The organism is Stenotrophomonas sp. Ste96, from assembly GCF_024519495.1.
Lineage (GTDB): Bacteria > Pseudomonadota > Gammaproteobacteria > Xanthomonadales > Xanthomonadaceae > Stenotrophomonas > Stenotrophomonas bentonitica_A.
On sequence record NZ_JALJRX010000002.1, the window covers coordinates 403,837 to 426,808 of the forward strand.

General features: G+C 68.2%; 20 protein-coding genes. 18 read left to right on the forward strand and 2 right to left on the reverse strand.

Going from position 1 to position 22,972, the window contains the following annotated elements; translation table 11 throughout:
• Positions 1 to 93: 93 nt before the first annotated feature.
• From thrA to thrC, 3 genes are read left to right on the forward strand one after another with little or no spacing between them, the layout of a single operon-like run.
• On the forward strand, positions 94 to 2,616 hold the full coding sequence (gene thrA, locus OC373_RS08615; RefSeq protein ID WP_261997493.1) for a bifunctional aspartate kinase/homoserine dehydrogenase I: 2,523 nt from the start codon (positions 94 to 96) through the stop codon (positions 2,614 to 2,616).
• Positions 2,613 to 3,545, forward strand: a complete 933-nt coding sequence (locus OC373_RS08620) for a homoserine kinase (protein WP_261997494.1) — start codon at positions 2,613 to 2,615, stop codon at positions 3,543 to 3,545. Before thrA ends, OC373_RS08620 begins: the two co-directional genes overlap by 4 nt.
• 31 nt (positions 3,546 to 3,576) lie before the next feature.
• On the forward strand, positions 3,577 to 4,869 hold the full coding sequence (gene thrC / locus OC373_RS08625) for a threonine synthase (protein WP_261997495.1): 1,293 nt from the start codon (positions 3,577 to 3,579) through the stop codon (positions 4,867 to 4,869).
• A 7-nt stretch (positions 4,870 to 4,876) separates the two neighbouring features.
• On the opposite strand, the gene OC373_RS08630 is transcribed toward thrC, so the two are convergent.
• Complete coding sequence (locus OC373_RS08630; protein ID WP_019183011.1) at positions 4,877 to 5,638, reverse strand: helix-turn-helix domain-containing protein; 762 nt, start codon at positions 5,636 to 5,638, stop codon at positions 4,877 to 4,879.
• Positions 5,639 to 5,778: 140 nt separating this feature from the next.
• On the opposite strand from OC373_RS08630, the gene hisS reads away from it, so the two are divergent.
• From hisS to OC373_RS08705, 15 genes are all read left to right on the forward strand, one after another.
• Complete coding sequence (hisS, locus tag OC373_RS08635) at positions 5,779 to 7,176, forward strand: histidine--tRNA ligase (protein WP_019183010.1); 1,398 nt, start codon at positions 5,779 to 5,781, stop codon at positions 7,174 to 7,176.
• On the forward strand, positions 7,173 to 7,466 hold the full coding sequence (locus tag OC373_RS08640; protein ID WP_261997496.1) for a hypothetical protein: 294 nt from the start codon (positions 7,173 to 7,175) through the stop codon (positions 7,464 to 7,466). Before hisS ends, OC373_RS08640 begins: the two co-directional genes overlap by 4 nt.
• A 166-nt stretch (positions 7,467 to 7,632) precedes the next feature.
• Positions 7,633 to 7,953 carry a YerC/YecD family TrpR-related protein gene (locus OC373_RS08645; protein WP_070427266.1) on the forward strand — a complete coding sequence of 107 codons (321 nt, stop codon included), beginning with the start codon at positions 7,633 to 7,635 and terminating at the stop codon, positions 7,951 to 7,953.
• 10 nt (positions 7,954 to 7,963) lie between these two features.
• Positions 7,964 to 8,875, forward strand: a complete 912-nt coding sequence (gene hisG / locus OC373_RS08650; protein WP_261997497.1) for an ATP phosphoribosyltransferase — start codon at positions 7,964 to 7,966, stop codon at positions 8,873 to 8,875.
• Entirely contained in the window at positions 8,872 to 10,167 is a 1,296-nt protein-coding gene (gene hisD, locus OC373_RS08655; RefSeq protein ID WP_070427268.1) for a histidinol dehydrogenase, read from the forward strand. Before hisG ends, hisD begins: the two co-directional genes overlap by 4 nt.
• Positions 10,164 to 11,252: a histidinol-phosphate transaminase gene (gene hisC / locus OC373_RS08660; RefSeq protein ID WP_261997498.1), complete on the forward strand. Its 1,089-nt coding sequence runs from the start codon at positions 10,164 to 10,166 to the stop codon at positions 11,250 to 11,252. The genes hisD and hisC overlap by 4 nt, the downstream gene beginning before the upstream one ends.
• Positions 11,249 to 12,322, forward strand: coding sequence for a bifunctional histidinol-phosphatase/imidazoleglycerol-phosphate dehydratase HisB (gene hisB, locus OC373_RS08665; protein ID WP_261997499.1), 1,074 nt, complete (start codon positions 11,249 to 11,251; stop codon positions 12,320 to 12,322). Before hisC ends, hisB begins: the two co-directional genes overlap by 4 nt.
• Complete coding sequence (hisH, locus tag OC373_RS08670; protein WP_261997500.1) at positions 12,319 to 12,921, forward strand: imidazole glycerol phosphate synthase subunit HisH; 603 nt, start codon at positions 12,319 to 12,321, stop codon at positions 12,919 to 12,921. Before hisB ends, hisH begins: the two co-directional genes overlap by 4 nt.
• Complete coding sequence (gene hisA, locus OC373_RS08675) at positions 12,918 to 13,652, forward strand: 1-(5-phosphoribosyl)-5-[(5-phosphoribosylamino)methylideneamino]imidazole-4-carboxamide isomerase (RefSeq protein WP_019183002.1); 735 nt, start codon at positions 12,918 to 12,920, stop codon at positions 13,650 to 13,652. Before hisH ends, hisA begins: the two co-directional genes overlap by 4 nt.
• On the forward strand, positions 13,646 to 14,422 hold the full coding sequence (gene hisF / locus OC373_RS08680) for an imidazole glycerol phosphate synthase subunit HisF (protein WP_019183001.1): 777 nt from the start codon (positions 13,646 to 13,648) through the stop codon (positions 14,420 to 14,422). The genes hisA and hisF overlap by 7 nt, the downstream gene beginning before the upstream one ends.
• Before the next feature lies 1 nt (position 14,423).
• The gene (hisIE, locus tag OC373_RS08685; protein ID WP_172838084.1) at positions 14,424 to 15,050 is read left to right on the forward strand and encodes a bifunctional phosphoribosyl-AMP cyclohydrolase/phosphoribosyl-ATP diphosphatase HisIE; all 627 of its coding nucleotides are present in this window, start codon (positions 14,424 to 14,426) and stop codon (positions 15,048 to 15,050) included.
• A 93-nt stretch (positions 15,051 to 15,143) separates the two neighbouring features.
• Positions 15,144 to 16,742 (forward strand): calcineurin-like phosphoesterase family protein, encoded by a 1,599-nt coding sequence (locus OC373_RS08690; protein WP_261997501.1) that lies wholly within the window; start codon positions 15,144 to 15,146, stop codon positions 16,740 to 16,742.
• 145 nt (positions 16,743 to 16,887) lie between these two features.
• Positions 16,888 to 17,889: a glucokinase gene (locus OC373_RS08695; protein WP_070427273.1), complete on the forward strand. Its 1,002-nt coding sequence runs from the start codon at positions 16,888 to 16,890 to the stop codon at positions 17,887 to 17,889.
• 33 nt (positions 17,890 to 17,922) lie between these two features.
• Positions 17,923 to 18,921 (forward strand): N(4)-(beta-N-acetylglucosaminyl)-L-asparaginase, encoded by a 999-nt coding sequence (locus OC373_RS08700; RefSeq protein WP_070427274.1) that lies wholly within the window; start codon positions 17,923 to 17,925, stop codon positions 18,919 to 18,921.
• Positions 18,918 to 19,649, forward strand: a complete 732-nt coding sequence (locus tag OC373_RS08705) for a copper homeostasis protein CutC (protein WP_070427275.1) — start codon at positions 18,918 to 18,920, stop codon at positions 19,647 to 19,649. Before OC373_RS08700 ends, OC373_RS08705 begins: the two co-directional genes overlap by 4 nt.
• 77 nt (positions 19,650 to 19,726) lie before the next feature.
• Here OC373_RS08705 and OC373_RS08710 read toward each other — a convergent pair whose 3' ends face one another.
• Positions 19,727 to 22,810, reverse strand: coding sequence for a TonB-dependent receptor (locus OC373_RS08710; protein WP_019182994.1), 3,084 nt, complete (start codon positions 22,808 to 22,810; stop codon positions 19,727 to 19,729).
• Positions 22,811 to 22,972: the final 162 nt, after the last annotated feature.

Genomic DNA, 22,972 nt, shown 5'->3' on the forward strand with positions numbered 1-22,972 from the left:
GTAATTTCCGAAAACCACGGCCCCGCACCCAGATCAGGTGGCGGGGGAAACTCTCAAGCCTGATATGCCGCGGGGCCTCGCATCGAGGTCAGCATGTCTTCTGTCGCCGCTTCCGCTCCACCCTCCGCCCAGCCTGCCGTCTCCGTCGCCTCGCGTGCCGGGGTGGCGACCGTCGTCCACAAGTTCGGCGGCACCTCGGTCGCCGATGCCGAGCGCTATCGTCACGTGGCCCAGCTGCTGCTGGCGCGTGACGAGGCGATGCAGGTCACCGTGGTATCGGCGATGAAGGGCGTCACCGATGCGTTGATCGGTGTGGCCACGCTGGCGGCCGAAGACGGCTCGGCCTGGCGCGAGCACTGGCATGCGCTGCGTGCCCGCCACCGTGGCGCCGCAGTGGCGTTGCTGGGCGAACACGCCGGCGCGACGGTGGAATGGCTGGACCAGCGCTTCGATCAGCTGGCCGAGGTGCTGGGCGCGCTGGCGGTGATCGGTGGCCTGCCCACCGAAGTGCTGGACCGGGTGCAGGGCATGGGCGAGGTGTACTCGGCACAGCTGCTGGGCCAGTACCTGCAGACGCTGGGCGAAGACTGCGCCGTGCTGGATGCGCGCGATGTGCTGGTGATCGAGCGCGGCGAACTGGGTGTGGACGTGGATTGGGTGCGCAGCGCTGAACGCCTTGCGCAATGGCGACTGCAGCATCCGCAATCGCGCATCGTGGCGACCGGGTTTGTCGCCCGCGACCGCCAGGACCGCATCACCACGCTGGGCCGCAACGGCAGCGACTATTCCGGCGCCATCTTCGCCGCCTTGTTCAATGCCGATGAGCTGCATATCTGGACGGATGTGGACGGCGTGCTCTCCGCCGACCCGCGGGTGGTACCCGAGGCGGTCCAGCTGGAAGCCCTGAGTTACGACGAAGCCTGCGAGCTGGCCTATTTCGGCGCCAAGGTGGTGCACCCGCAGACGATGTCGCCGGCGATCGAGCGCGGCCTGCCGATCATCATCCGCAACACCTTCCACCCGGACCATCCAGGAACACGCATCACCGCCGAGCGCACCGCCTCCGGCCCGATCAAGGGCCTGACCTTGAGCCCGGACCTGGCGGTCATCAACCTGGAAGGCACCGGCCTGATCGGCGTGCCTGGCACGGCCGAGCGGGTATTCGCGGCGCTGCGCAATGCGCATGTGTCAGTGGTGATGATCTCGCAGGGGTCTTCCGAGCACTCGATCTGCTGCGTGGTGAAACAGGCCGAGGCGGTACGTGCGCGTGAGTCGCTGCTGCAGGCGTTCGCGCATGAGTTGAGCCTGGGCCAGGTGCAGCGCGTGCAGCTGACCGACAACGTGAGCGTGCTGGCGGCGGTGGGTGACGGCATGGCCGGGCAGCCCGGCGTGGCTGCGCGCCTGTTCGAGTCGCTGGGCCGCGCGCAGGTGAACATCCTGGCGATCGCGCAGGGCTCGTCCGAGCGCAACATTTCCGTGGCGGTGGACAGCCGCCATGCGACCAAGGCCCTGCGCGCGGCGCATGCCGGCTTCTGGCTGTCGCCGCAGACGTTCTCGGTCGGTGTGATCGGCCCGGGCAACGTGGGGGCGGCCCTGCTGGATCAGTTGCAGGCCGCCCAGGTGCAGCTGTTGGGCCGCGCCAATGTGGATCTGCGCCTGCGTGCGGTGGCCTCGCGCAGCCGCATGGTGCTGGACGAACGGGGCTTGAAGGGCGACTGGCGCGCGGCGCTGTCCGGCCCGGCGCAGCCGAGTGACCTGGAGGCGTTCACCGAGCATCTGCTCGCTGCCCACCTGCCGCACGCGCTGATCATCGATTGCAGTGGCAGCGCCGATGTGGCCGATCGCTATGCCGGCTGGCTGGCCGCGGGCATCCACGTGGTCACCCCGAACAAACAGGCCGGCGCCGGTCCGCTGGAGCGCTATCACGCGATCCGCGAGGCGGCCGCCGGCAGTGGCGCGCGCTTCCGTTATGAGGCCACGGTGGGGGCAGGGCTGCCGGTCATCACCACGCTGCGCGACCTGGTCGATACCGGCGATGAGGTGCTGGCGATCGACGGCATCTTCTCCGGCACGCTGGCGTGGCTGTTCAACAAATACGACGGCCAGGTGCCGTTCTCCGATCTGGTCAGCCAGGCGCGTGGCATGGGCTACACCGAGCCGGACCCGCGCGATGATCTCTCCGGCGTGGATGTCGCGCGCAAGCTGGTGATCCTGGCGCGTGAGGCGGGCCGTGAACTCAGCCTGGAGCAGGTGCGCGTGGAGAGCCTGGTGCCCGAAGCGCTGCGCCAGGCCAGCGTGGAGGATTTCATGGCCGGCCTGCCGCAGATCGATGCGGTGTTTGCCGAGCGGCTGGCCGTCGCCAGGGCCGAGGGTGCGGTGCTGCGTTACGTGGCACGCCTGACCCCCGACGGCGCTGAAGTAGGACTCGTCGCGCTGCCGGCGGCGCATGCCTTCGCCAACCTGCGCCTGACCGACAACGTGGTGCAGTTCACCACGCGCCGCTACTGCGATAACCCGCTGGTGGTGCAGGGCCCGGGTGCCGGGCCGGAGGTGACCGCCGCGGGCGTGTTCGCCGATGTGCTGCGCGTGGCGGTGGGCGAAGGAGCACGCCTGTGAGTGACGGCAGCAGCGTTGAAGCCCGCGCGTTCGCATCGGCCTCGGTCGGCAACGTGGGGGTAGGGTTCGATATTCTTGGCCACGCGATCGAAGGCGTTGGCGATACGGTCACGGTCCGCCGGATCGACGCGCCCGTGGTTCGCATCCACGCGATCCGCGGCACCACTGTCGACCTGCCGCTGGTGGCCGAGGACAACACCGCCGGTGCCGCGCTGATCGCGCTGCGTGCCGCCCTGGATCTGCCCTTCGGCTTTGAGGTGGAGATCGACAAGGGCATCGCCCTGGGCTCGGGCATGGGCGGTTCGGCCGCCTCCTGCGTGGCGGCGCTGGTGGCCGCCAATGCGCTGTTGCCGCAGCCGTTGTCGCGCGAAGCGTTGTATCCGTTCGCGTTGACTGGCGAGGCGGTGGCCAGTGGCGGCCGCCACGGCGACAACCTCGGGCCGATGCTGCTGGGCGGGCTGGTACTGAGCACGGCCGACCGCCTGGTGCCGGTGCCGGTCCCGGCGGCGTGGCACAGCCTGCTGGTGCATCCGGATGCGGTGCTGGAGACCCGCCGTGCACGCGCTGCACTGCAGGGGCACTACGCGCTGAGCGAGTTCGTCGCGCAGAGCGCGAACCTGGCACTGGTGCTCAGTGGCTGCTACACGTCCGATGCCGGGCTGGTCCGGGCGGGCCTGCGCGACGTGCTGGTGGAGCCACGCCGTGCCGGGCTGATCACCGGGTTTGCGGCGGCGCGCGATGCCGCGCTGTCCGCCGGGGCGATGGGCGCCAGCATTTCCGGCGCGGGGCCAAGCGTGTTTGCCTGGTTCGAACAGCGCGAGGCCGCACTCGCGGCGCAGGCCGCGGTCCAGCAGGCGTTCGCCGAGGCAGGCTTCGACAGCCAAAGCTGGGTGTCGCCCTTGAATGCTCCTGCCGCCCGACTGCTGTGACGCCTCCACTCTTTCTACTTTGGGATCTCCGATGAAGTTTGTCTCCACGCGTCACGCTGCTCCCGCCACCTCGCTCAGCCAGGCGCTTGCCGCAGGCCTTGCCCCGGATGGCGGTCTGTATGTGCCCGAACACCGCCCGCAGTTGCAGAGCTGGTCAGCGCAGGCGAGCTTCGCGCAGACCGCGGCCGCAGTGCTTGCACCGTACTTCCAGGACGATGCCCTGGAAACGGTGCTGCCCGAACTCTGCGCGCAGGCCTTCAATTTCGATGCGCCGTTGCGCGCGCTGGCAACCGCCGATGACCATGTGCTGGAGCTGTTCCATGGCCCCACGGCGGCGTTCAAGGATTTCGGTGCGCGCTTCCTTGCGGCCTGTCTTGCCCGGTTGCAGCAGGGGCGCGAGCGCCCGCTGACGATCGTGGTGGCGACCTCGGGCGATACCGGCGCGGCGGTGGCCGCTGCCTTCCATCGGCAGCCGGGGATCCGCGTGGTGGTGCTGTACCCGGATGGCCGCGTCTCGCCGCGCCAGGCGCATCAGCTCGGCTGCTTCGGCGACAACATCCGCACGCTGCGGGTGGCCGGTTCCTTCGATGATTGCCAGGCGATGGTGAAGCAGGCGCTGGGCGATCGTGAGCTGCAGGACGCTGTGCCGCTGAGCTCGGCCAACAGCATCAGCCTGGGCCGTTGGCTGCCGCAGATGAGTTACTACGCGCACGCCGCACTGCTACATCAGGCGCAGACCGGCCACGTGCTCAATCTGGTGATTCCGACCGGCAACCTGGGCAACGCGATGGCGGCCATCCTGGCGCGGACGATGGGGCTGCCGCTGGGGCAGATCGCCCTGGCGACCAATGCCAACGATGTGTTGCCGCGCTATTTCCACGGCGAGACCTACCAGGCGCAGACCAGCGTCGCGACCATCGCCAATGCGATGGACGTGGGCGCGCCCAGCAATTTCGAGCGGCTGCGGTGGTTGTACAACGACGATGACGTGGCCCTGCGGGGCGCGTTCACGGCCGAAGCCGTGGATGATGCGGCGATCCGCGAAGTGATCAAGCGGCGCCATGACCTGCATGGCGAGGTGTTCTGCCCGCATACGGCGACCGCGGTGGCGCGCCTGGAGCACCTGCGGGCTGCCGGCGTGCAGGGGCATTGGGCGGTGGCGGCCACCGCGCATCCTGCCAAGTTCGAGTCGGTGGTGGAGCCGTTGATCGGCCGGCCGTTGCCGGTGCCGCCGGCCCTGGCCGCGTTGCTGGAGCGGCCGGCGCGGGCCGAGGCATGCGCGCCGGCGTACGGCGCGCTGCGTGAGGTGCTGCTGCGCGGCTGATGCGGGGTCAGTAAGACTCGTCGGCCGACAGCTTCTGGAGACCGGCTTCGTCGAGGATCTCGACGGTGTTCAGATGGGGCAGGGCGATCAGGCCCTGCTGGCGCAGCTTGGTGAAGGTGCGGCTGACAGTTTCCATGGTCAGGCCGAGATGGTCGGCGATATCGCCGCGGCCCATCGGCAGGGTCACGCGCAGCCCCGGTTCGCCGAGCAACGCTTCGCGCGCGGCCAGGCGCAGCAGGAAATCGGCGACCTTCTCGGCCGGCTGCAGCCGGCCCAGCGCCATCGCGGCATCCTGCGCGGCATCCAGTTCCTGGCAGGCGCGCTGCAGCAGCTTCCGTTCCAGGTGGGGGAAGCGCGAGCGCAGGTCCTTCATCTGCGGCAGGGCCACGCGGCAGACCCGGCTGTCGGCGATGGCCTCGATGTCATAGCGGTGGTGGTCGCTGCCGCTCAGGCCGAGGAAATCGCCGGGCAGCACGAAGCCGCTGATCTGGCGGCGCCCGTCGGCCAGCGTGCGGACCAGGCGCAGCGCGCCGGCCGTAATCGTATAGACATGTTGGCGCGGCTCGCCGGCACGGGCCAGGGTAGAACCCAGCGGCAGCGCCTGCGAGACGGTGACCCGCTCCAGCGCCTGCACTTCATCCGGCGACAGCGCCGAGCAGACCGCCAGGTGCCGTACCGAGCAATGCAGGCAGTCGCGCAGGGGCGAGCAACCGGGGGCGGCGGGGTCTTCAACAGCGGAGAGCGCGGTACCGGAGTGGGGCCGGGTCATGTCAGGTCAGCAAGCGGGGCCTGCCTATGATACTTCATGCCGCCATTGGCCCGGTCTTGACGCGGGATGCGGCCCGTCGCGCTGGCTGCGGCTAGAATATGCCGCTCGCTCATCCCCCCGTTTCCGCAGGAGTCCCGCAAGTGATCAAGCCCCGTACGCCGCCCGGCATCATGGAATTGCTGCCGCGTGAGCAGATCGCGTTCCAGCGCATGCTGGACGTCATCCGCCGCAACTACGAGCGGTTCGGGTTCCTGCCGGTGGAAACCCCGGTGTTCGAGCTGTCCGATGTGCTGCTGACCAAGTCCGGCGGCGAGACCGAGCGCCAGGTGTATTTCGTGCAGTCCACCGGTGCGCTGGCCAATGCCGCCGAAGCTGAAGAGAAGGCGCTGCCCGAACTGGCCCTGCGCTTCGACCTGACGGTGCCGCTGGCGCGCTACGTGGCCGAGCACGAACACGACCTGACTTTCCCGTTCCGCCGCTACCAGATGCAGCGCGTGTACCGCGGCGAGCGTGCCCAGCGTGGCCGCTTCCGTGAGTTCTACCAGTGCGACATCGATGTGATCGGCAAGGACACGCTGAGCACCCGTTACGACGCCGAAGTGCTGGCGGTGATCCATGCGGTGTTCGCTGAACTGCGCATCGGTGATTTCTCGGTGCAGCTCAACAACCGCAAGCTGATGCGCGGCTTCTTCGAAAGCCTGGGCGTGGCCGATGGCGAGCGCCAGCTGGCCGTGCTGCGTGAAGTGGACAAGCTGGACAAGCGTGGCGCCGACTACGTGCGCGAGACGCTGGTGGGCGAGGGCTTTGATATTCCCGCCGAGCAGGTCGAGCGCATCCTGGCCTTCGTCGCCGTGCGCTCGAGCAGCCATGCCGATGCACTGGCCCAGTTGGACGCACTGCTGGCCGATGCGGCCGCCAGCGAGACGCTCAAGCAGGGCGTGGCCGAGCTGCGCGAAGTGCTGCAGCTGGTCAAGGCGCTGGGCGTGCCGGAAACCGCGTACTGCCTGAACTTCTCGATCGCGCGCGGCCTGGATTACTACACCGGCACCGTTTACGAGACCACGCTGACCGACCACCCGCAGATCGGCTCGATCTGCTCGGGCGGCCGTTACGAAGACCTGGCCAGCCACTACAGCAAATCCAAGCTGCCGGGCGTGGGCATCTCCATCGGCCTGACCCGCCTGTTCTGGCAGCTGCGCGAGGCCGGCCTGATCGCCGGTATCGAGGACAGCAGCGTGCACGCGCTGGTGGCCTTGATGGACGACAACGGCCTGCCGGAGTCGCTGGATATCGCCCGCCGCCTGCGCGTGGGTGGCATCAATGCCGAAGTGCAGATGGAGCCGAAGAAGATCGGCAAGCAGTTCCAGTACGCGGCAAAGGCGGGTATCCGTTTCGTCGTGCTGGCCGGTGAGGATGAGCTGGCGCGTGGTGTGGTGGCGGTCAAGGATCTGCTGCGCGAGCAGCAGTTCGAGGTTGCCCGCGACGAATTGGCCAGCGCGCTGCAGGTCGAGCTGGAGCAGGCCAAGGCGATGGCATGAAGCGGCTGGGAGCGGGGGCACTGATGGTGCTCCTGCTCGCCGGCTGCCAGAGCGATCCGCAGCTGCGCAGCAAGCGGATCGGCCCCGGGCATTACCGGTTGACGGTCGACCGCTGCCACATGGTTGACCCGAAGTTGTTGGAACACGACCTGCGCGAACTGGCCAGCAGCGTCTGCCCCAAGGGTGCGGGCCCGCTGGAAGCGCTGGAGTCGCTTCCCAGCCGCCAGGGCGGCCTGCTTGGCGAATGCCTGCGCAGCGGTGCCCTGCGTGCCGAGGTCCGCTGCCGGTAGTTGCCGACCGCTGGTCGGCACGCTTCTCCGTGGATACCCATCCAACGCCCGCCAACGCGGGCGTTGTTCGTTTCCAGACCCTGAACCGGCCCATTCCGCCTGCGCGGCGGTTTGACCGTGCGCCGTCATTTGCGCTAATGTAATAGCACGCTATTACATTGATACGATGAAACTACGTCCGATCCCCCGCGAAAAAGATGCCCAGGCCGATCTGGCCTCGCTGGCGCGTGCGTTTGCTGCCCTGTCCGATCCGGAGGCAGTGACCGCCTTCCTGCGCGACCTGTGCACGCCCGCCGAGCTGGAGGCGCTGTCCGACCGCTGGAAAGTGGTGCCGTTGCTGCAGCAGGGCGTGCCGTATCGCGAGATCCATGAGTTGACCGGGGTCAGCGTGACCACCACCGGGCGCGTGGCGCGCTCGCTGGACCACGGCCACGGCGGCTATGCCGCCGCCATCGCCGCCACGCCGTCCTCCCCCGAATCCGAGTAGAGACCTCCCCATGAGTGCAACCCAGACCGCCCCGGCACGTGACCGGCTGCGCATCGCCATCCAGAAGAACGGGCGGCTGGCCGAGCCCGCGCGCAGCCTGCAGACCGCCTGCGGGCTGAGCTGGCGGCAGAGCCGAGACAAGCTGTTCTGCTACGGCGAATCGCTGCCGGTGGACCTGCTGCTGGTCCGCGATGACGATATCCCCGGCCTGATCGCCGATGGCGTATGCGACTTTGGCATCGTTGGCCGCAACGAGCTGGACGAGCAGGGGGCCGCGCGCCGCCGGATCGGCCTGCCGGACGCCTACCAGGCGCTGCGCGGGCTCAACTTCGGCCAGTGCCGCTTGATGCTGGCGGTGCCGGAGGATTGGGAATGGACCGGCGTCGAACAGCTGGCCGGCAAGCGCATCGCCACCAGTTACCCCGCGATCCTGGCCGACTGGCTGGCCGAGCGTGGCGTGGATGCGCAGGTGGTCGAGCTGTCCGGATCGGTCGAAATCGCCCCGCGCCTGGGTACGGCCGATCTGATCTGCGACCTGGTCTCCAGTGGCGCGACGTTGGCCGCCAACCAGCTCAAGCCGGTTGAAACCCTGCTGGAGAGCGAAGCGGTGCTGGCCGGCCCGGTCCGCACGCCCGATGACGCCCGTGCCGGCCTGATGGCAATGCTGCTGCGCCGCCTCGATGGTGTGGTGAAGGTGCAGGACAGCAAGCTGCTGATGTTCCGCGCCGAACTGGATCGCGTGTCCGAGCTGACCCGCCTGCTGCCCGACGCCGACCCGCTGGTGCAGCTGCCCGATGATGGCGGCCACCTGCGTTTGCAGACCATGTGCCACGGTGCGTTGACCTGGCAGCGGTTGGAGGAACTGGAGCGCGCGGGCGCGCAGGGCTTGATGGTATTGAGTGTGGAGCGGTCGCTGGCATGAATCGTTTGACGTGGTCCCAATTGGATGCCGGCGCCCAGGCGCAGGCGCTGCAACGCCCGGTCCAGGCCGTGGCGGCACGCACCCGCGAGTCGGTCGCGGCCCTGATCGCCGCGGTACGCGAAGGCGGCGATGCCGCGCTGCGCGAGATCACCCTGCGCTTTGACGGGGTGGCGCCGGATACCTTCGAGGTGAGCGAGGCGGAATTCGCCGCCGCCGAGCAGGCCGTCTCCGCCGAACTGCGGCAGGCGATGATCGATGCGGCCGCCCGCATCCGCACCTTCCACCAGGCGGGCATGAGCCAGGGCTATGCGGTCGAGACCGCGCCCGGCGTGCGCTGCGAGCGCGTGGTGCGTCCGATCGCCCGGGTGGGGCTGTATGTACCGGCCGGCAGTGCACCGTTGCCATCCACCGCCTTGATGCTGGGCGTGCCCGCGCAGCTGGCCGGCTGCCGCGAGGTGGTGCTGTGCACGCCGCCGCGCAAGGACGGCAGTGCCGACCCTGCCGTGCTGGTTGCCGCGCGCCTGACCGGCGTGCACCGCGTGTTCAAGCTGGGCGGCGCCCAGGCCATTGCGGCGATGGCCTATGGCACCGACAGCGTCCCGGCCTGCGACAAGCTGTATGGCCCGGGCAACAGTTTCGTGACCGAAGCCAAGCAGCAGGTGGCCCAGGACGGCGCGGCGGCCATCGATATGCCGGCCGGCCCGTCCGAAGTGCTGGTGATCGCCGATGCCGGCGCCAATCCGGCGTTCGTCGCCGCCGATCTGCTCTCGCAGGCCGAGCACGGCCCGGATTCGCAGGTGCTGCTGCTGACCGATGACGCGGCGATGGTGGACCGGGTCGAGGCTGCGGTGGAAGCGCAGCTGGCGCAGTTGTCGCGTGCGGAAATCGCGGCGCAGGCGCTGGCGTCCTCGCGCTTGATCCTGGTGGATTCGCTTGATGAAGCCTTCGCGATCAGCAACCGGTACGCGCCGGAGCACCTGATTCTCGCGCTGCGCGAGCCGCGCGCGTGGTTGGAGAAGGTGGAGGCCGCCGGTTCGGTGTTCCTCGGCGACTACACCCCCGAAGCGCTGGGCGACTACTGCAGTGGCACCAACCACGTGCTGCCCACCGCCGGTGCGGCACGTGCGTACAGTGGCGTCAGCGTGGCCAGCTTCCAGAACCTGATCAGCGTGCAGTCGGCCACTGCCGCCGGCATCGCCGCGATCGGGCAGTGCGCGCGTGTGCTGGCGCGCGCCGAGGGCCTGGATGCCCATGAGAACGCGGTGACCCTGCGCATGGAGGCGGCCGCATGAGCACTGCCTCCGTCCTGCCCCTGGTCCGCGAGGACCTGCAGGCCTTTGCCGGGTACTCCTCGGCGCGCAGCAGTGCGCTGACCGGTGATGTCTGGCTCAACGCCAACGAATCGGCCTGGGCCAACCCGGCCGACGCCGAGGGGGGCGCGCGCCGCTATCCGGATCCCCAGCCGGCCGCCCTGCGTGATCGCCTGGCGGACCTCTACGGCTGCGCCCCCGGACAACTGCTGATCGGCCGTGGCAGTGACGAGGCCATCGATCTGCTGGTCCGTGCGCTGTGCGAACCAGGCCGCGATGCGGTGGTGACCACGCCGCCGGTGTTCGGCATGTACGCCGTCTGCGCCCGCCTGCAGAACGCGCCGCTGATCGAGGTGCCGCTGGTGGACCAGGGCGATGCACTGGTCGCCGATATCGACGCGGTCATCGCCGCTGCCCTGGCCGGCAAGGCGAAGCTGGTGTTCCTGTGCTCACCCTCCAATCCCGCTGGCAGCGTGATTCCCTTGGCGGAGATCGAGCGGGTGGCCGCCGCGTTGCAGGGCAGGGCACTGGTGGTGGTGGATGAGGCCTACGGTGAGTACGCCGAGCAACCGTCCGCAACGACGCTGCTGAGCCGTTACGACAACATCGCCGTGCTGCGGACGCTGTCCAAGGCGCATGCCCTGGCGGCGGCGCGCATCGGCAGCCTGATCGCGGATGCCGCGCTGATCCAGTTGCTGCGCCGCTGCCAAGCCCCGTACCCGGTGCCGGCGCCCTGCGCGGATCTGGCGCTGGCGGCGCTCTCACCCGAGAGCCTGGCCGTGACCGCCCAGCGCACCGCGCAGATCAAGGCAGAACGCGCCCGCCTGCAGTCCGGCCTGGCCGCGCTGCCCGGCGTCGCGCGCGTCTATCCTTCGCAGGGCAACTACCTGCTCGCCCGCTTTGCCGATGCACAGGGTGCCTTCGACGCGTTGCTCGCCGCCGGTGTGGTGGTGCGTGACCAGCGGGCTGCACCCCAGCTTGGCGATGCGCTGCGCATCACCATCGGCAGCCCCGAGCAGAATGACCGTGTACTTGCCGCCCTGATGGCCCGGAGGGCTGCCGCATGACCCCGATTCTGTTCGTCGACCGCGACGGCACCCTGATCGAAGAGCCCGCTGATTTCCAGATCGACGCCTATGAGAAGCTGCGCTTCGTGCGCGATGTGATCCCGGCGATGCTCAAGCTGCGCGATGCTGGCTACCAGTTCGTGATCGTCAGCAACCAGGACGGGCTCGGAACCGACGGCTACCCTCAGGCCAGCTTCGATGGCCCCAACGACCTGATGCTGCAGATCTTCGCCAGCCAGGGCATCACCTTCCGTGACGTGCTGATCGACGGCACCTGGCCGCAGGACAACGCGCCCACCCGCAAGCCGGGTATAGGGCTGATGCTGCCGTACCTGCAGGACCGCAACATCGACTGGGCCCGCTCGGCCATGGTGGGCGACCGCCTGACCGACATCCAGTTCGCCGAGAACATGAAGATCCGTGGTTTCCAGCTGCGCACCGAGCAGTTCGGCGGTGACTGGGACTGGACCTCGATCGCGCATGAACTGGCCGACGCACCGCGCCGCGCCAGCGTGCAGCGCAACACCAAGGAAACCAGGATCCGGGTCGATGTCGATCTGGACCGCACCGCCGAACCGCAGACCCACACCGGCCTGCCGTTCTTCGATCACATGCTGGAGCAGATCGGCAAGCACGGCGGTTTCGCGCTGAGCGTGCAGGCCGAGGGCGACCTGCACATCGATGAGCACCACACCATCGAAGACACCGGCCTGGCGCTGGGCCAGGCCCTGCGGGAGGCACTCGGCGACAAGCGCGGGATCGGCCGCTATGGGTTCACGCTGCCGATGGACGAAACGCTGGCCAGTGCCGCGCTGGATTTCAGCGGCCGCCCGTATTTCGTGTTCGAGGGCGAGTTCAAGCGCGAGCGCGTGGGCGACATGCCGACCGAGATGGTGCCGCACTTCTTCCGCTCGCTGTGCGATGCGGCCGGGCTCAACCTGCACCTGAGCGTGCGCGGCGACAACGACCACCACAAGGTCGAGGCCTGCTTCAAGGCGCTGGCCCGTGCACTGCGCCAGGCCTTGCCGCGCCAGGGCACCGCGTTGCCGAGTACCAAGGGGGCGCTGTGACGGAGGTTGCGCTGATCGATGCGGGTGGGGCCAACCTTGGCTCGGTCCGCTATGCGCTGGAGCGGCTGGGCGTGCAGGTGCGGCTGGTGCGCGATGCGCAGGGGCTGGAGGGCGTCAGCCGGGTGATCCTGCCCGGCGTCGGCGCGGCACCGCACGGCATGGCGCGCCTGCATGCGCAGGGGCTGGTCGAGCCGCTGCGCAACCTGCAGGTGCCGCTGCTCGGCATCTGCCTGGGCATGCAGCTGCTGTTCGACGGTTCCGAAGAGGGGCGCGTCGAATGCCTGGGCCTGCTGCCCGGGGTGGTGCGGCACCTGCGCCCGGCCACCGGCATCCGCGTACCGCACATGGGCTGGAACCGGCTGCTGCCACTGCGCGAGTCGCCGCTGCTGGCCGGTGTGCCGGCACGCGCCAGTGCCTACTTCGTGCACAGCTATGCGGCACCCTTGGGCGAAGACACCGTGGCGGCCTGCGATCACGGCGGGCTGTTCGCGGCGGTCGTGCAGCGCGGCCGGCACAGTGGCGCCCAGTTCCACCCGGAGCGCTCGGCCGATACGGGCGCGCGCATCCTGCGCAACTTCATCGAGAACGAACCCACATGAGTTTCATCGTCTATCCCGCCCTGGACATCCGCGAAGGCCGTGTAGTGCGGCTGCTGCAGGGCGATTACGCGCAGCAGACCACCTACGGCGATGACCCGCTGCCGCGCGCGCAGGCCTTTGCCGCGGCCGGCGCAAGCTGGATGCACCTGGTGGACCTGGATGCGGCCCGGGCAGGCGGTTACACGCTGGCGCCGCTGTTGGCTGCGATCGCGGCGCAGACCGGCCTGAAGGTGCAGACCGGCGGCGGCGTGCGCTCGCGCGATGATGTCGCCCGGATTCTTGATGCCGGTGCGGCCCGGGTCGTCGTCGGCTCGGTCTCGGTGCGCGAGCCGGACACGGTGATCGGCTGGCTGCGCGAGTTCGGCCCGGACCGGCTGACCATCGCACTCGATGCCCGCCAGGCCGAGGACGGCCGCTGGCTGCTGCCGGTGCATGGCTGGACCGAGACCGCCGAGGACACGCTGGAGGCGCTGGCCCAGCGCTACGCCGAGGCCGGCATGCAGCACCTGCTGTGCACCGATATCGCCCGCGACGGGATGCTGTCCGGGCCGAACATCGACCTTTACCAGCACTTGGCGCGGCTGTTGCCCGGCGTGGCGGTGCAGGCCTCCGGCGGCGTACGCGATGCCCAGGACGTGGCCCAGGCCAAGGCCGTCGGCTGTGGCGGCGCGATCCTCGGCAAGGCGCTGCTGGAAGGGCGCATGACCCTGGAAGGAGCGCTGGCATGCTGAGCCGCCGCCTGATTCCGTGCCTGGACGTGCGCGATGGCCGCGTGGTCAAGGGCGTGCGCTTCCGCGACCACGTGGACATGGGCGATATCGCCGAGCTGGCGATGCGCTACCGCGACCAGGGCGCGGACGAACTCGTGTTCTACGACATCGGCGCCAGCCCGGAAGGGCGCGCGGTGGATGTGGGCTGGATCGAACGCATCGCGCGCCTGATCGACATTCCGTTCTGCGTGGCCGGCGGCATCAGCGATGTGGAGACTGCGCGGCGCGTGCTTCATGCCGGTGCCGACAAGATCTCGATCAACTCCCCGGCGCTGGGCCGGCCGGAACTGATTGAGGAACTGGCCGATGCGTTCGGTGTGCAGTGCGTTGTCGTTGGTATCGATTCGGTACGCGAGCCGGATGGCGAATGGCGGGTGCGCCGGTTCAGTGGCGACCCGGACAAGACCCAGGCGGTGGCCGTACGCACGCTGGACTGGCTGGTGGAGGCGCAGCGCCGCGGCGCCGGCGAGATCGTGCTGAACTGCATGGACAGTGATGGCGTGCGCCGCGGCTACGACGTGGCCCAGCTGCGCCAGGCGCGTGCGCTGTGCCAGGTGCCGCTGATCGCCTCCGGCGGTGCTGGCGAGATGCAGCACTTCGCCGATGTGTTCGACCAGGCCGACGTCGATGGCGCGCTGGCTGCCAGCGTCTTCCACAGTGGTGCCATCGCCATTCCCGCGCTCAAGCAGTTCCTGCGCGAGCAGCAGATCGAGGTTCGAGATGTCTATTGAGGTGAATTCCATCGACGTGCGGCCGTCGCGCGAGGCGCTGGCGCAGCTGGACTGGGGCAAGGGCGATGGCCTGCTGCCGGTGGTGGTGCAGGACACGGACACGCTGCGCGTGTTGATGCTGGGCTATGCCAATGCGGCCTCCCTGGAGCAGACTCTGGCCACGGGGCAGATGACCTTCTTCAGCCGCAGCAAGCAGCGGCTGTGGACCAAGGGCGAGTCCTCCGGCAACGTGCTGGCGGTGACCGCCATACGGATCGACTGCGACAACGACACCGTGCTGGTCAGTGCGCGCCCGGCCGGCCCCACCTGTCATACCGGCAGCGAGAGCTGCTTCCCGCAGGCGCCGGGCAACTTCCTGGGCCGGCTGGATACCGTGGTGCGCGAGCGCGAGCAGCAGCGCCCGGCTGGCAGCTACACCACCTCGCTGTTCGACGGCGGTACCCGCCGCATCGCGCAGAAAGTGGGGGAGGAGGGGGTGGAGACGGCGCTGGCCGGCGTGGCGCAGGATGACGAGGCGCTGCTCGGCGAGTCGGCCGACCTGCTGTTCCACCTCACCGTGCTGCTGCGGGCGCGTGGCCTGTCGCTGGACGACGCGGTCGCGGTGCTGGCGGCGCGCCACGCGGGGTAAGCCCGGGCTGCACATCGTTTAACGTCGGTGAAACGCGGTGCAGGCGATGATGTGCGGCTCTACAATTCCCCACCCTCGACCGGACCACCCCCGATGACCCGTACTGCCGCCTGGCTGGCTTGCCTGCTGTTGATGACTTCGCCTGCCTGGGCTGCTGAAACGACCGTTACCGGCAAGGTGTATCAGGAGCGCGACGGCAAGCCGGGCCGCGGCCCGACCGATCCCGGCCTGGCCGGCGTGCAGGTTTCCAACGGTGAAACGATCGTGCGCACCGCCGCCGACGGCAGCTACAGCCTGCCGGTGCGCGAGGGCCAGACGGTGTTCGTGATCAAGCCGGACGAGTACCGTTTCCCGGCCGCTGCCAACGGACTGCCGTCCTACTGGCGCCACTATGCGCCGCAGGGGTCGCCGAAGCTGAAGTACGACGGCATCCGTGCCACCAGCGGTGCCACCCGCAACTGGGATTTCGCGCTGGAGCCGGCCAAGGGCACCGATGCCGCGCGCAACGGCTTCGAGATGCTGGTGTTCACCGATTCGCAGACCGCCAGCCGCCAGGACATCGGCTACTACCAGCGCGCCATCGTCGAGCCGATCATCGGCAAGCACCCGGCACGGCTGGGCACCACGCTGGGCGACATCGTCAACGACGACCTGAGCCTGTACCCGGACATCAACAAGGTCACCGCCCAGCTGCAGGTGCCGTGGTTCCACGTGCCGGGCAACCACGACCTGGACATGGACGCCGGCAACGATGCCCATTCGCTGGACAGCTGGCGCGCGGTCTACGGGCCGGATACCTACGCGGTGGAAGAGGGCGGGGCAAGCTTCGTGTTCCTCGATGACGTGGTCTACGACCCCAAGGCCAAGCCGAGCTACGTGGGCGGGCTGCGCGCGGACCAGTTCACCTTCCTGGGCAACTACCTCAAGGGCCTGCCGCGTGATCGCCTGGTCGTGCTCGGCATGCACATCCCGCTGTTCGATGCGGCGCCGGGCCGTGAGACGTTCCGCCATGCGGACCGCACGCGCCTGTTCGCGCTGCTCAAGGACTTCCCGAACGTGCTGGTGCTCAGCGGCCACAGCCACACCCAGCAGCACTACTACCACGGTGCCGCCGAGGGCTGGCAGGGCCGCAAGCCGCTGCACGAATACAACGTGGGCGCCGCCTGCGGTGCGTTCTGGTCCGGGGTGAAGGACAGCAGCGGGATCCCCGATGCCACCATGAGCGATGGCACCCCGAATGGCTACGCGGTGCTCTCGGTCAAGCCCGGTGGCGAGTACGGGCTGCGCTATTACGTGGCGCGCGCGCCGGACGATTACCAGATCGCCCTGCATGCGCCGAAGGTGTTGCGCCAGGGCGCGTATCCGGCGTGGGGCGTGTACGCCAACGTGTTCATGGGCCAGGCCGATTCGTTGGTGGAGTACCGCGTGGACGATGGCGCCTGGCAGCCGATGAAGCGCGTCGAGCAGCCGGACCCGCGCCTGCTGCAGGAAAACGTCGCCGACGATACCGCCGAGCGCCTGCGCGGATTCGACCGCTCGCCCGAAGCCACGCCGTCGCCGCACCTGTGGCGCGGCGCGCTGCCCACCCACCTTGCGGTGGGGGAGCATAAGGTGGAAGTGCGTGCGGTGCAGGGCGATGGCCCGACCGCCACGGCCAGCACCAGCTACCGCCTGCAGACCGCCAAGCCCTGAGCGCGGCGCGGTCGTTTCAGTACGGCGCTGTATGGCAGGCGCGGCTTTGCAATCCCCCGGCGATGCCTGAGAATCGCCGGGATTCAATCGATTCAACCAAGGCAAGCGAGTGAGCGCAGCGGTACCGGTTCCGGCTCAACCTGAGGTGTCGCCGACCGCGGCGCAGCGGGATTCCCTCCCTGACACGCTGATCGTGGCCGATGTCGGCGGTACCTTCGCCCGCGTCGCGTTGGCCAGCGTGCGCGCTGGTGCAGCGCCACAGCTGAGCGGTCTTCAGCGCTATGCCTGTGCCGAGCACCCCAGCCTGGCCGCGATCCTGGCCGATTTCATCGCCACGCTGCCCGCCGCGCCGGACAATGCGGTGGTCGCGATTGCCGGCCTGCTGGACGGCGATCACCTGGTCAACACCAATCTGCCGTGGCCGGTCTCGGTCGCGCAGACCCGTCACGATTCGGGGCTGGCTTCGCTGGCGCTGATCAACGATTTCGAAGCAGTGGCCTACGCGATTCCGCACGTAGCGCCGGAGTCCATGGTGGCCCTCAATGGCGATCCGGGCGCGGGCCCGCGTTGGCCGGCATTGGTGCTGGGGCCGGGCACCGGGCTGGGCGCGGCACTGCGCTTTGAAGGCGGCGAGCGACCGGTGCTGGCCAGTGAAGCCGGCCATGCCGCGTTGAATGCCTGCAATCCTTTGGAGCTGGAGGTGCTCTCGCGCCTGCTGCAGCGCTGGGACCACGTGGACAACGAGCGCGTGCTGTCCGGTGGCGGCCTGATGAACCTGTATCCCTGCCTGTGCGATATCCGTGGCGTCACACCACACTGGACCAGCACCGAGGCACTGATCGCCGCCGCGCACGAGGGCGTGGATCCGGTGGCGGTGGAAACGCTGGAGGTGTTCTGCGCCTGGCTTGGCAGCCTGGCCGGCGACCTGGCCACCACCTTTGGTGCGCGCTCGGTCTATCTGGCGGGCGGCATCTCCACGCGGGTGGATCGCTTCCTGCGTGATGGCCGTTTCCGCGCGCGTTTCCTGGCCAAGGGCGTGATGCACGAGGTGCTGCGCCAGGTGCCGATCTGGCGGGTGGACCACGGCGAGCTGGGCGTTCTTGGCGCGGCGGTCTGGCACGCAGAACATCGCTGTATCGTCGTGTAATTCTTTCCTTGCCCATTCGCTGGAGATCTACCCATGACTGACCGCAGGCGATTTCTCCAGGCCGGTGCCCTGGCCGCTGGCGCCCTCGCACTGCCGACGCTGCAGGCGCGTTCCGCCGCCGGTGCGCGGGTGGTGTCCACCTGGGATTTCGGCGTAGGGGCCAACCAGGTCGCCTGGAAAACGCTGTCGGCCGGTGGTTCGGCGCTCGATGCCGTGGAAGCCGGTGCGCGCTGGGCCGAGAGTGATCTGTGCAATCCCACGGTCGGGCGTTGCGGCAATCCCGATCGTGACGGCGTGCTGAGCCTGGATGCCAGCATCATGGATGGCGATGGCCGCTGTGGTTCGGTGGCGGCGCTGAGTGATATCGCGCACCCGGTCTCGGTGGCACGGCGGGTGATGGAGCAGACCCCGCACGTGATGCTGGTCGGCGAGGGCGCGCAGCAGTTCGCCGTGCAGCAGGGCTTTGAGCGGAAGAAGCTGCTCACCCCGGAAGCCGAGAAGGCCTGGCGCGAGTGGCTCAAGACCGCGCAGTACACCCCTGAGATCAATGCCGAGCGGCGCAGCCGCCCCGGCGACAGCAGCAACCACGACACGCTGGGCATGCTCGCCATCGATGCCCAGGGGCGTCTGGCCGGTGCCTGCACCACCAGTGGCATGGCCTGGAAGATGCACGGCCGCGTGGGCGACAGCCCCATCATCGGGGCGGGCCTGTACGTGGACAACGAGGTCGGTGCCGCCACCGCTTCGGGCGTGGGTGAGGAAATGATCCGCAATGCCGCCTCGTTCCTGGTGGTCGAGCTGATGCGCCAGGGTCGTTCGCCGGCCGAGGCCTGCCGCGAGGCGATCGCGCGGGTGGTGCGCAAGCGCCCCGAGGCGAGCAGGACCCTGCAGGTCTGTTTCCTCGCCTTGAACAAGCACGGTGAGGTCGGCGCGTATGCGCTGCACCGCGGCTTCGTCTACGCGGTCTGCGACAAGGGCCGGCAGGACGATCTGCGTGATTCGGCCTCGGTGTACACGAGTGAGCAGACGTGAGCGCGCCGCGCCGGTTGCTGGAGATCGCCTCGAATTCGGTGGCCTCCGCCCTGGCGGCCCAGCACGGCGGGGCGGATCGGGTCGAACTGTTCGACAACCTCGCCGAGGGCGGCACGACCCCGTCGCAGGGCAGCATCGCGGTCGCCCGTGATCGCCTGCGGATTCCCCTGTTCGTGCTGATCCGGCCGCGTCCCGGCGATTTTCGCTACACCGCGCTCGAGGCCGAGATCATGCTGCGCGATATCGCGCATTGCCGCCAACTCGGCTGCGATGGCGTGGTGATCGGTGCGCTGGATGCCGACGGCGGCATCGACATGCCGCTGTGCCGGGAACTGGTATCCGCAGCGGGTCCGCTCGGCATCACCTTCCACCGCGCCTTCGATGCCGCGCGTGATCTGCCCGCGGCGCTGGAGCAGATCGTGACGCTGGGGTGCCATCGCATCCTGAGCTCGGGCGGGCAGGCCAGTGCGCTGGCCGGTGCTGATGTCCTGGCCGCCTTGATGGCGCAGGCAGGTGATCGGCTATCACTGATGGCCGGGGCGGGAATTACGGCGGGCAACATCGTGGAGCTGGCCCAGCGCAGTGGGTGCCTCGAACTGCATGCCTCGGCGAAGACCACACACCATTCGGCGATGCGCCATCACAATCCGGCGCTGATCGGGTTGTCGCCGGACTGGACCGTCACCGACGCGGCGCAGGTCAGCGCACTGCGCGCGGCGCTGGATTAAAAAAACGGCAGCCGCCTGTGAAAGCGCAGCTGCCGTGGAGGACCGTTGCCCCGCCCGGAGGCGGGGGCGGATGACGCTTAGAACTTCCAGTTCACGCCGAAGTACAGCTGGCGGCCGGTGTAGGTGTTGGACACCAGGCGGGCCTTGGTGTCGTTGCCCAGATGGATGCGCTGCTCGGACTTGGTCGCGTTCAGCACCGAGGCGGTGAAGGTCAGCGCTTCGGTGAAGTTGTAGGCCACGTTGAGATCCAGCTGGTCGTACGGTTCGGAGTACTGGCTCATGCCGTTGACCGGACCGCCCACGACTTCACCGCGGCGGTTGTACGACGCGCGTGCCAGGAACTTCTCGTTCTCGTAGAAGAGGGTGACGTTGGCCTGGTTCTTGGCGCTGCCCACCAGCGGCGAGGAACCGATCTCTTCGCCATCGAGCACGATGGCGGCCAGGTTGGTGTCGTTGTAGGTGTAGTTGGCCTGGATGCCGAAGCCCGTGTCGAAGGTGTACTGACCGTACAGCTCCACGCCCTGGGAGACGCCATCGCGGCCGTTGGCCTGGGTCTCGTACTTCTGCACCGTGACCGTTTCTCCGCCGACATTCATCTGCTGGTCGCGGACCACCGGCACCGTGAAGTTGTCCACGTTCTTGCGGAACAGGCCCAGGCCCGCCACCGCGCCGGGCTTGAAGTACCACTCCAGGCCGACGTCGAACTGGGTCGCTTCGAACGGTTCCAGGTTCTTGTTGCTGCCATAGCCGTACCAGCCGGGCGTGTCGGTACCACCGGCGACGCGCCGGTCGTTGCTGTACTCCTCGCTGATGTAGTTCAGCGCACCCGGCGCAGCGATGCTGGTGTAGCTCGGGCGTGCGATGACCTTGGAGGCCGCACCGCGCAGCACCAACGTATCGGTGATGTCCCAGGCGATGTTGAAGCTCGGCAGGAAGTCCGTGTAGGTCTTGTCCATCGAGGTGAAGGCGTACGTTTTCTCGCGTGCCAGGCCATCCGGCAGGCGCACGAAGCCGCTCTGGCAGACATAGCCGGTGTTGGAGGCGATCAGCGGCGCGGCAGCAGGATCGTTGCAGCCCATCGGCGAGCCGGCGGCGTTGTCCTGGAAGTAGTCGTTGAACTTCTCGACCGAGTCACTGGATTCGGCGAACTGCTTGGTCCGGACCACGCGCACGCCGACGTTGCCGCGCACGCGCTCGGTACGGAAGTTGGCCTGGAAGTAGCCCGAGTAGATCTTCTCGTTGACGTTGTAGACGAAGTCCTCTTCCTTGCGGCTGTGCGATCCGCCGTACTTCTCGTTGAGGTAGTTGATGTAGGCCGGGTAGTTGATGCCCGGGAACACGTTGGCGTTGAAGCCGCCGGCGATGTTGCTGATCGGGTTGGACAGGAAGAAGCCCGGCTGGGCGACACCGGCGGTGGCATCGCAACCGGCCTGGTAACGGTTGTTGTCGTAGTCGGCCGGATCCTTGCCCTGGCACACCCAGTAGGTGTTGCCGGTATTGCGGTGCACATCGCCGTCGCGGTACTTGGCACCGAACTGGATGGAGTCCAGCCAGCCGCTTTCAAACAGCTTGGTGAAGTCGGCCTGGAAGTAGTTCTGCTTGACCTCGGTCTGCATCCACGACGAGCCGGTCGAGCCGGTGTCGATCTCGGCGATGCCGGCCATCAACTGGTCCTGCAGGTTCGGCGAGAAGGTGGCGCTCGGCGTACCGGTCAGATCCCATGCGCTGTAGGTGTTGCCGGACTGCCACACACCGTCGACCTGGCGGCGCGGCTTGGCGGACATGCCGAAGTTCATCGACGGGCCACCTTCGGACCAGGTGCGGCCACCGGTGAAGGAGGCCTTCCACAGCGGGCTGATATCCCACTCGACGGTCAGGTCACCGGTCTGCGAGAGCGCCTTTTCCTTGCTGTAGGTACCGGTCAGCTGCGGGGTGGGGATGGTGCAGTCGTCCGGACCCCAGCCGCCCGGCGCCATGCCGGCGGCCGCAGCCTGTTCTTCGCTGCAGTAATACGTCTTGCCAGCCAGCTTTTCGTACTGCGCGCCGGTCACGATGCTGCCGGAGGGATCGAAGTTCAGCCCGTTGAGCAGGCGGCCGCCGTCCCAGTTGCCGTCGCCGTTGAAGCGGGCGAGGTTCCATTCCGGGATCTTCAACATGTTCTGGGTGTAATTGCCTTCCAGCTCGAAGCGGAAGTAATTGGCGGTCAGGGTCAGGTTGTCGGTCGGCTTGAACTGGAACGTCAACTGGCCACCGGTGCGCTCGCGCTTTTCTTCCTTCACGGCGAAGTTCACCGAGGTCGGCATGAAGAATTCGCTGTAGTTGCGGCCGCTCTGGTCATTGAAGCCGGACTGGCCCCACCAGTAGTGGATACCGTCCTGCAGCTGCGGATTGCCGTAGGCATCCACCGCGTCGGTACCGTTGCCGTACCACTGGTAGTCCTCGGTGCTCGCCTGCATGGTGCGGCTGGTGCGGGTCTGCTTGGTCGCGCCGACCAGCACGCCGAAGCGCTCATCCTTGCTGTGCCAGGAGTACAGCGCCGACGTCTGCGGATCCACGTCGTGGCTGGTGTCCGAGGAGGTGCCCTCCAGGTTCACGTAGCCGGAGTTGGCTTCCATGTCGAGCGGGCGACGGGTGTGCAGGATCACGGTGCCGCCGATGCCGCCTTCATCCAGGCGGGCCTCCGGCGATTTGAACAGCTCGGCGCTGGAAAGCATGTTGGCCGGCAGCAGCGTGTAGTTGAACGAACGGGTGGCCTCGTTGTTGGTTTCCGAGGTCGCCACGTAGTTGCCGTTCAACTGGGTCAGGGTCAGGTCCGGAGCGAGGCCGCGGACACTGACGGTCTTGCCTTCGCCACCGCTGCGCTCGATGACCACGCCAGGCACGCGCTGCAGCGCGTCGGCGACGTTCTTGTCGGGGAACTTGCCCACGTCTTCGGCGGTGATCACTTCCACCACGGCGTTGGCGTCGCGCTTCTGCTGCAGACTCTTTTCGATGGCGTAGCGGTAGCCGGTGACGGTCACGCTGTCGAGCGTGGTGGCATCGGGTGTACCCGTGGCCGGGGTGGCTTGCTGCGCGAGCGCGGCCGGCACGACGGCCGTGGCCAACGCGCTGGCAATGGCCGCGGACAACGCAACGCGGCGGTGCATGCGTGACATCTTCATTCCACTCTCTCCCTCTCCTGGATTGAAACGGTGGCGATACGAATTCTTTGAATCGATCTAATGGGTGGAGCCAAATTATCTCGAGCGTCGAGTTGCCTGGCGCGTCCCGCATGCATCGCGTGGGGCAGTCCCCCGGCTCCCCACTTCCGGCAATCGTGACCG

Excerpts from the sequence above, each read along its gene's own strand:
- thrA (WP_261997493.1), top strand. The coding sequence starts at position 94 with ATGTCTTCTGTCGCCGCTTCCGCTCCACCCTCCGCCCAGCCTGCCGTC.
- thrC (WP_261997495.1), top strand. The coding sequence starts at position 3,577 with ATGAAGTTTGTCTCCACGCGTCACGCTGCTCCCGCCACCTCGCTCAGC.
- OC373_RS08630 (WP_019183011.1), bottom strand. The coding sequence starts at position 5,638 with ATGACCCGGCCCCACTCCGGTACCGCGCTCTCCGCTGTTGAAGACCCC.
- OC373_RS08640 (WP_261997496.1), top strand. The coding sequence starts at position 7,173 with ATGAAGCGGCTGGGAGCGGGGGCACTGATGGTGCTCCTGCTCGCCGGC.
- OC373_RS08645 (WP_070427266.1), top strand. The coding sequence starts at position 7,633 with ATGAAACTACGTCCGATCCCCCGCGAAAAAGATGCCCAGGCCGATCTG.
- hisG (WP_261997497.1), top strand. The coding sequence starts at position 7,964 with ATGAGTGCAACCCAGACCGCCCCGGCACGTGACCGGCTGCGCATCGCC.
- hisD (WP_070427268.1), top strand. The coding sequence starts at position 8,872 with ATGAATCGTTTGACGTGGTCCCAATTGGATGCCGGCGCCCAGGCGCAG.
- hisC (WP_261997498.1), top strand. The coding sequence starts at position 10,164 with ATGAGCACTGCCTCCGTCCTGCCCCTGGTCCGCGAGGACCTGCAGGCC.
- hisB (WP_261997499.1), top strand. The coding sequence starts at position 11,249 with ATGACCCCGATTCTGTTCGTCGACCGCGACGGCACCCTGATCGAAGAG.
- hisA (WP_019183002.1), top strand. The coding sequence starts at position 12,918 with ATGAGTTTCATCGTCTATCCCGCCCTGGACATCCGCGAAGGCCGTGTA.
- hisF (WP_019183001.1), top strand. The coding sequence starts at position 13,646 with ATGCTGAGCCGCCGCCTGATTCCGTGCCTGGACGTGCGCGATGGCCGC.
- OC373_RS08690 (WP_261997501.1), top strand. The coding sequence starts at position 15,144 with ATGACCCGTACTGCCGCCTGGCTGGCTTGCCTGCTGTTGATGACTTCG.
- OC373_RS08700 (WP_070427274.1), top strand. The coding sequence starts at position 17,923 with ATGACTGACCGCAGGCGATTTCTCCAGGCCGGTGCCCTGGCCGCTGGC.
- OC373_RS08710 (WP_019182994.1), bottom strand. The coding sequence starts at position 22,810 with ATGAAGATGTCACGCATGCACCGCCGCGTTGCGTTGTCCGCGGCCATT.